Source organism: Microbacterium sp. MPR-TSA4, assembly GCF_058792815.1.
In genome coordinates this window covers 61,928-68,774 of the sequence record NZ_JBXAFF010000015.1, presented here as the reverse complement: position 1 = coordinate 68,774, position 6,847 = coordinate 61,928, and the positions used below count along the sequence as shown (strand labels likewise).

General features: G+C 71.4%; 6 protein-coding genes. 2 read left to right on the top strand and 4 right to left on the bottom strand.

What is annotated here, in order from left to right; all coding sequences use genetic code 11:
• Positions 1-374 (bottom strand): hypothetical protein (locus AC1Q49_RS08545; RefSeq protein WP_492491610.1); only part of this gene is annotated, 374 nt, incomplete at its 3' end.
• Between the two features lie 124 nt (positions 375-498).
• On the opposite strand from AC1Q49_RS08545, the gene AC1Q49_RS08540 reads away from it, so the two are divergent.
• Entirely contained in the window at positions 499-1,326 is an 828-nt protein-coding gene (locus AC1Q49_RS08540) for an aldo/keto reductase (protein WP_101305985.1), read from the top strand.
• A gap of 55 nt (positions 1,327-1,381) precedes the next feature.
• On the opposite strand, the gene AC1Q49_RS08535 is transcribed toward AC1Q49_RS08540, so the two are convergent.
• Positions 1,382-2,980 (bottom strand): dolichyl-phosphate-mannose--protein mannosyltransferase, encoded by a 1,599-nt coding sequence (locus tag AC1Q49_RS08535; RefSeq protein WP_492491607.1) that lies wholly within the window; start codon positions 2,978-2,980, stop codon positions 1,382-1,384.
• A gap of 23 nt (positions 2,981-3,003) precedes the next feature.
• Between AC1Q49_RS08535 and rsmI the strand changes: the two genes are divergently transcribed.
• Positions 3,004-3,819, top strand: coding sequence for a 16S rRNA (cytidine(1402)-2'-O)-methyltransferase (gene rsmI, locus AC1Q49_RS08530; RefSeq protein ID WP_492491605.1), 816 nt, complete (start codon positions 3,004-3,006; stop codon positions 3,817-3,819).
• 13 nt (positions 3,820-3,832) lie between these two features.
• Here rsmI and AC1Q49_RS08525 read toward each other — a convergent pair whose 3' ends face one another.
• On the bottom strand, positions 3,833-5,782 hold the full coding sequence (locus AC1Q49_RS08525) for a glycoside hydrolase family 13 protein (protein WP_101305987.1): 1,950 nt from the start codon (positions 5,780-5,782) through the stop codon (positions 3,833-3,835).
• 132 nt (positions 5,783-5,914) lie between these two features.
• Positions 5,915-6,847 (bottom strand): sugar ABC transporter permease, encoded by a 933-nt coding sequence (locus tag AC1Q49_RS08520; RefSeq protein WP_101305988.1) that lies wholly within the window; start codon positions 6,845-6,847, stop codon positions 5,915-5,917.

Sequence of the window (6,847 nt, the reverse complement as noted above, 5' to 3'; positions counted from 1 at the left end):
GGCGGGGGGAGGGGGGCGGGCGCGGGCGCGGGCGTGGGGGTCGCGGAGGCCGCGTCGCGCATGTCGGCGGCGGCCGCGGCGTCGCCCGACCGGCTCTGCTGCACCGCGGCGGCCAGGTCGGTGTCGAGGTCCTCGAAGGTGTCGACGACCGCGCGCAGGTAGTCCGCGATGAACGTGAGGTTGTCCTCCAGCTTCCCGCGCGCGATGTCCCACTTGCCGCCGAAGTCGCGGACCTTGCCGGCCAGCCCGTCGTGACCCGTGTAGCCCGCCGTCTCGTCGGCGATGCGCTCGGCCGTCGAGAAGTCGCCCGCGATCCTCTCGGCGCGCGACGCGCTCGACAGGACCTCGCTCACATCGATCTTCAGATCGCTCATCTGTCCGCCTCCCTCCTGACAACCTAGGGGAGCCCTCGACGCGTCGCGATGGGGAGAACAACCCATGCCCCGGATGCCGCGGCATCCGCCCGCAGGGCGATCGGGCGCACCTACGCTGGAGGACATGACGATTCCCCTCCTGACACTCAACGACGGTCACACCATCCCCCAGCTCGGCTTCGGCGTCTTCAAGGTCGACCCGGCGCAGACCGAGAGGATCGTCTCCGACGCGCTCGAGGCGGGCTACCGCCACATCGACACGGCCGCCATCTACGGCAACGAGGAGGGCGTGGGCCGTGCCATCGCCGCGAGCGGTCTGTCGCGGGACGAGCTGTTCGTGACCACCAAGCTGTGGAACGACCGCCAGCGGGGCGACGAGCCGCTCGCCGCGATCGACGAGAGCCTCGAGAAGCTCGGCCTCGAGGCCGTCGACCTGTACCTCGTGCACTGGCCGGCGCCGGCCAACGGCGCCTACGTCAACGCGTGGGAGAAGATGGTGCAGATCCGCGACGCCGGCAAGGCGCGCAGCATCGGCGTCTCGAACCACCTGCCCGCGCACCTGTCCGAGATCATCGCGGCGACGGGCGTCACCCCCGCCGTCGACCAGATCGAGCTGCACCCGGCCTACCAGCAGCGCGACGTCACGTCGTTCGCGAAGGAGCACGGCATCCTCATCGAGGCGTGGGGCCCGCTCGGTCAGGGCAAGTACCCGCTGTTCGACGAGGAGCCCGTCGCCGCCGCGGCCGCGGCCCACGGCAAGACGCCCGCCCAGGTCGTGCTGCGCTGGCACATCGAGCAGGGCCACATCATCTTCCCGAAGTCGAACAACCCCGAGCGCATCCGCGAGAACCTCGACCTGTTCGACTTCGCGCTGACCGCGGACGAGGCGGCGGCCATCACGGCGCTCGAGCGCGGCGGTCGCGTCTCGGCCCACCCGGACGAGGTCAACTGACGCCCGGCTCCACCGGGGCGGCATCCCGTCGCCCCGGTGGAGCTCGCGCGCGGGGTCAGACCCAGCCCTGCATCCAGTTGTGCAGCCGGTAGAAGTCGTACGGCACCTGCATCGCCGACCAGAGCGGATACCAAAACGCCGACAGGACGACGGCGACGACGAGGAACACGATCACCACGCGCTGTCCGGCCGTGCGGCGCGCGGGTTCGGCATGGGCCGCACCGGCGATCTCGCGGAGCGCGAACGCGAGCGCCAGCAGCAGGAACGGCCAGATCGCGATCGTGTAGAACTGGAACACGGTCCGCTCGGGGTACAGCAGCCACGGCACCCACGTGGCCGCGATGCCCACGAGTACGACCGCGTGGCGCCAGTTGCGATCGACCGCGAAACGGTAGACGAGGTAGAGGGCCGCGATCACCGAGGCGTACCACAGCAGCGGATTGGGCATGCTGTAGAGGATCTGCAGACAGCCGTTGTCGCCGGTGCACCCGTTCTGCCCGTCGGCGCTGGAGAAGGCGTACATCGAGGTGGGCCGCCACAGGAACGGCCACGCCCAGGCGGCGCTGGAGTAGCTGTGGGGAGATGTCATCCCGACCATCGATCCGTAGATCGTCTGGTGATAGGTCCACAGGCTCTGGATGGGCAGCGGCACCCAGGAGAACAGTCCCGTGGCGGGGCTGATCTCGGCGGCGTTGCGGTCGTAACCGCCGTCGCTGAGCAGCCATCCGCTCCACGAGCCCAGGTAGACGACGGCGGCGGCGGGCACCAGCAGCACGAACGAGACGAGCCCCTGCCGCACGGCATCCATCGGCCAGAAGGTCACCCCGAGCCGGCGGCGTTCGAGGGCGTCGGTGACGACGAGGTAGATCCCGATCCCGGCGAGCACCCACACGCCCGACCATTTGACGGCCGTCGCCGCTCCCGCCGCGGCGCCGGCCGCGATGATCCACGGGCGGTTCCACAGCACGGCGCCCCACGCCGGCGGGGCGTCGCCTGCCCGGAGCGCGACCGTCGCGGCGGCGAGGCGATCGAGATGGCGGCGGCGGTCGAGGAGCGCGAACCAGAAGGCGAGGAGCACGAAGAACGCGAGGAACACGTCGAGCAGGGCCACCCGGCTCATCACGATCCCCAGACCGTCGATCGCCAGCAGGAACGACGTCACGGTCGCGAACACGGTCGAGCCGGTGAGGGTCTTGGCGACCAGGAACAGCAGCAGCACCAACGCCGTGCCGAACAGAGCGGTCATGAACCGCCACCCGAACGAGCTGTCCGGGCCGAACAGCCACATCCCGATGCCGATGAGGTACTTGCCCAGCGGCGGGTGCACGACGAAGCTCGGATCCGTCGTGAAGATGCCGGTCTCGCCCGCCGCGAAGCGTGCGTCGGCGCCGTCCGGCCAGGTCGCGGCGTAGCCCAGGTTCCACTGGCTCCACGCGTCTTTCACGTAGTACGTCTCGTCGAAGACGAGGGCGTGCGGATGCCCCAGGTTCCCGAAGCGCAGGATGCCGGCGAGCAGCGTGACCAGCAGCGGCGCCAGCCAGGCGTACAGCCGCTGGAGGCGGGGCTCGGCGGCGACGCGCTCGCGCCAGCGGTCGTAGGCGGACGTGCGCGCGGGCGGCAGCAGCGGCGGAAGCGACTCGGCGGTGGTCGACACGGCCACAAGCCTAAGCTGAAGCGGTGATCATCCTCGGCGCGACTCCCATCGGCAATCTGGGCGACGCCTCGCCGCGGCTGGTCGCGGCCCTGGAGCAGGCGACGGTGATCGCGGCGGAGGACACCCGCACGACGGTGCGGCTGCTGCAGGCGCTCGGCATCGCCAATCGGCCCCGCCTCGTGGCGCTCCACGACCACAACGAGAAGCAGCGCGCGGCCGAGCTCGTCGCCCGTGCCCGCGACGAAGACCTGCTCGTCCTCAGCGACGCCGGCATGCCCACCGTCAGCGACCCCGGATTCGGCCTGGTCGCGGAGGCGGTCGCGCAAGGCGTGACCGTGACCGCACTGCCCGGTCCGAGCGCGGTGGTGACCGCGCTCGCCGTGGCAGGGCTGCCGACCGACCGGTTCACCTTCGAGGGTTTCCTTCCGCGCAAGGCGGGGGAGCGGGCGCGTGCACTGGGTCTGCTCGCCGCGGAGCCGCGCACGATGGTCTTCTTCGAGGCGCCCTCGCGGGTCGCGGAGACGCTGGAGGCCATGGCCGCCGCGTTCGGCGCCGACCGCCCCGCGGCGCTGTGCCGTGAGCTCACGAAGCTCCACGAGGAGGTCGTGCGCGACGGCGTCGGGGCGCTGGCGGCGTGGGCGTCCGGCGGCGTCCGCGGCGAGATCGTCCTCGTGGTGGGCGGCGCGCCCGCCCGGGAAGTGTCCGCCGCGGACGCCGTCGCACACGTGCAGGCGCTCGTGGCCGACGGTGTGCGGCTGAAGGATGCGGCGGCCGAGGTCGCGGCCGCGACGGGGCTGTCGAGCCGCGACCTCTACCAGGCGGTGCTCGCCGCCCGATGACCGGGGGATCCGGTCAGAGCTCCGGTCCGCCGAGCTGGGCGAACGCCTCCGGCGTGGATTCGGCGGACGTCGCGCGGGCGGCGGGCGCGTCGACGCCGGGAAGCGCCCACGCGGCGAACGACGCGCCCGTGCCGCGCAGCCGCACCGCGCCGCTCGGGTCGGCGTCGAGGCGGACCGCGCCGTACAGCGGCCGTGCCGCGTCGGCGCCGATGAGCGCGCCGCTGGGCAGGATCACGTCGAGGTCGGTGGAGGCGGCGACCACGAGCACCGCCTCTTCGGCGCTCTCGCGCACGAAGGCGACGGAGCCGGCGTCGGCGTGCAGCCAGCGCAGGCCGCCGGTCGAGAGTGCGCGGTGGCCTCGGCGCAGCCCGATGAGCTCGCGGTAGAGCGCGATGCGGGCGGCGATCGCGGGCTCGTCGGCCCGGTCCCAGGGGATCGGCGTCCGGCTCATCTCGCCGTCGACCGCCTCGAGGCCGAACTCGTCGCCCGCGTAGACGACCGGGATGCCGGGGAGGGTCATCGACAGCCCCACCGCCGGCACGATCGACTCCTCCGTCGCGTACGTCGCGAAACGGGCCGTGTCGTGGGTGTCGAGTGCGTTCATGGTGCCCAGCTGCACGCGCCACGGGATCTGGCTCGTGAAGCGCTGCAGCTGTCGGACGAACTGCTCCGCGGTGTAGTGCGGCATCCCCGTCGGCAGACCGAAGAACCACATCTCGTCGGTGACGCGCCCGTCGAACCCGCGGTGCGGGAGGGAGCGCGGTTCGGCCAGCCAGGCCCAGACGCCCCGGGTGAACGCCGGATACGTCATCCCGCCGTGCCAGGCGTCGCCCTGCAGGTCGCTCGCCGCGTCGTTGGTGGACTCCGCGAGCAGCAGGGTGTCGTGCGCCACCTCGACCATGGTGCGTCGCAGTGTCTGGCGTACCTGCGCGTTGCGGTCCTCGGCGCCGAGACGGCCCGTCATGTTGGCGACGTCGATGCGCCACCCGTCGATGCCGTAGGGGGCCGTCAGCCAGCGGGCGACGACCGACTCGGGGCCCTCGATGAAGCGGCGGCGCAGCTCCGCCGAGCTCCAGTCGAACTTGGGCAGCGTCGCGGCATCCAGCCAGGTCTCGTAAACGGTGTGGGCCTCGTCGCGGAAGTAGTAGAACGCGGCTTCGGGGGCCTCCGGAGACCCGTAGGCGGCGCGGAACCACTCGTGCGCCACTCCGGAGTGGTTGGTCGTCAGGTCGCCGATCACGCGGATGCCGCGGCCGTGCGCCGCCGTGATGAGCCGGCGATACGCGTCGTCGCCGCCGAGCAGCGGATCGATGAGGTCGAAACGGGACGCGTCGTAGCGGTGGTTGGACTCGGCCGGGAAGACGGGCGTGTGGTAGAGCGCCGTGACGCCGAGGTCGACGAGGTGGTCGAGCTTCTCGACGGCACCGTCCAGGTCGCCGCCGTAGAGCTGGCGGCTGCGACCGGGGTGGGTCGGATCCAGCGGTTCGTCCCACGCCGCCGGCAGCGCCCACGGCGGGGCGGGGCGATCGTCCGCCGCGGCGGAGCGCGCGAAGCGGTCCGGGAAGATCTGGTACAGCACGGTGTCGGTCATCCAGGTGGGCGGCGGGTTCCCGGCGACCAGGGCGAAGTCCTGCGCATCGAGGGCGTCGATGTCGGACAGTCCTGCCTGGCTGAGCACCTCGACCCGGCCGTCCGCCGCGACGAGGTGGAAGCGGTAGCCGTGGCGGGGGTTGGCGACCACGATGCGCGCCGACCACCACTCCCATCCCTCGGCGGTGCCGTCGTGCACGGCCTCGACCCAGGCCGGCTCGTGGTCCGGGTTGCTGCGCACGACGACGCGGACGACCGGTCCGTAGTGCGCGGGGACGCGCAGGCGGACGGTGACCTCGTCGCCCAGCGCGGGGTCGGCGTGCGAGACGTGCAACGGCGAGCCGTCGTGGTGCGGGCGTGCGGGATCGATCATGAGAACCTCCGGAAGGATGCCGACGCGCACGTCGGCGATGGATGCGACGTGGTTGCACGGAGGTCCGTGACAGAGCCCTCTGATTGTGTACTGGTGGCGTGTGGTCTGCTGGCGCCGCCGAGCGGCGGAGCCCTACTTCACCGAGCCGGCCGTGAGGCCGCCGACGATGAAGCGCTGCAGCGACAGGAAGAGCGCCATCGGCAGGATGGCGGCGAGCACGGCCCCGGCGGCGAAGACGCTCCAGTTGCGCGCGGTCTCCTGCGACACGAACTGATACAGCCCCACGGCCAGCGTCTGCTTGTCGGGATCGACGAGGATGACCGAGGCGATCAGGAAGTCGTTCATCGTGCCGATGAACGAGAGCAGCCCGATCACGGCGAGCACCGGCGCCACCAGGCGCAGGATGATCGTGAAGAAGATGCGGGCGTGCCCCGCCCCGTCGATCTTCGCGGCCTCGTCGATCGAGGCCGGGACGGTGTTGAAGAACCCGTACATGAGGAACGTGTTCACCCCGAGCGCCCCGCCCAGGTAGACCATGATCAGTCCGATCTGGGAGTTGAGTCCCAGTGCCGGGAAGATGTCGCCGATCGCGCTCATCAGCAGGAAGATCGCGACGACGGCGAGCAGCTGCGGGAACATCTGTACCAGCAGCAGCGTGAGCAGTCCGAACCGGCGCCCCGAGAACCGCAGACGCGAGAACGCATACGCGGCGAGCGCGCACAGCACGACCGTGAAGAACGAGGTCGTGAGCCCGATGAACACGGAGTTCACGAACCAGTTGCCGTAGGGCCGCAGCGGATCCTGGAAGAGGGCGATGTAGCTGCCGATGTCGACCTTGGCGAACAGGCTGTTGGCCGTCAGCAGCGTTCCGCCGGGGTTCAGCGACGCCGACAGCACGTAGACGAGCGGGAACGCCGCGAACACGAGCATGACGATGCCGACGAGGTGGCGCCAGCCGGTCTCGCGGAACCAGCGGCCGAAGGGGCGCCGCGGGTGCGTCGCGGCCGTCGCGGCGGGTGCCGCCGGTGCTTCGGCGGTGCGGGGGAGGGTGTCCGGGACGGTCAT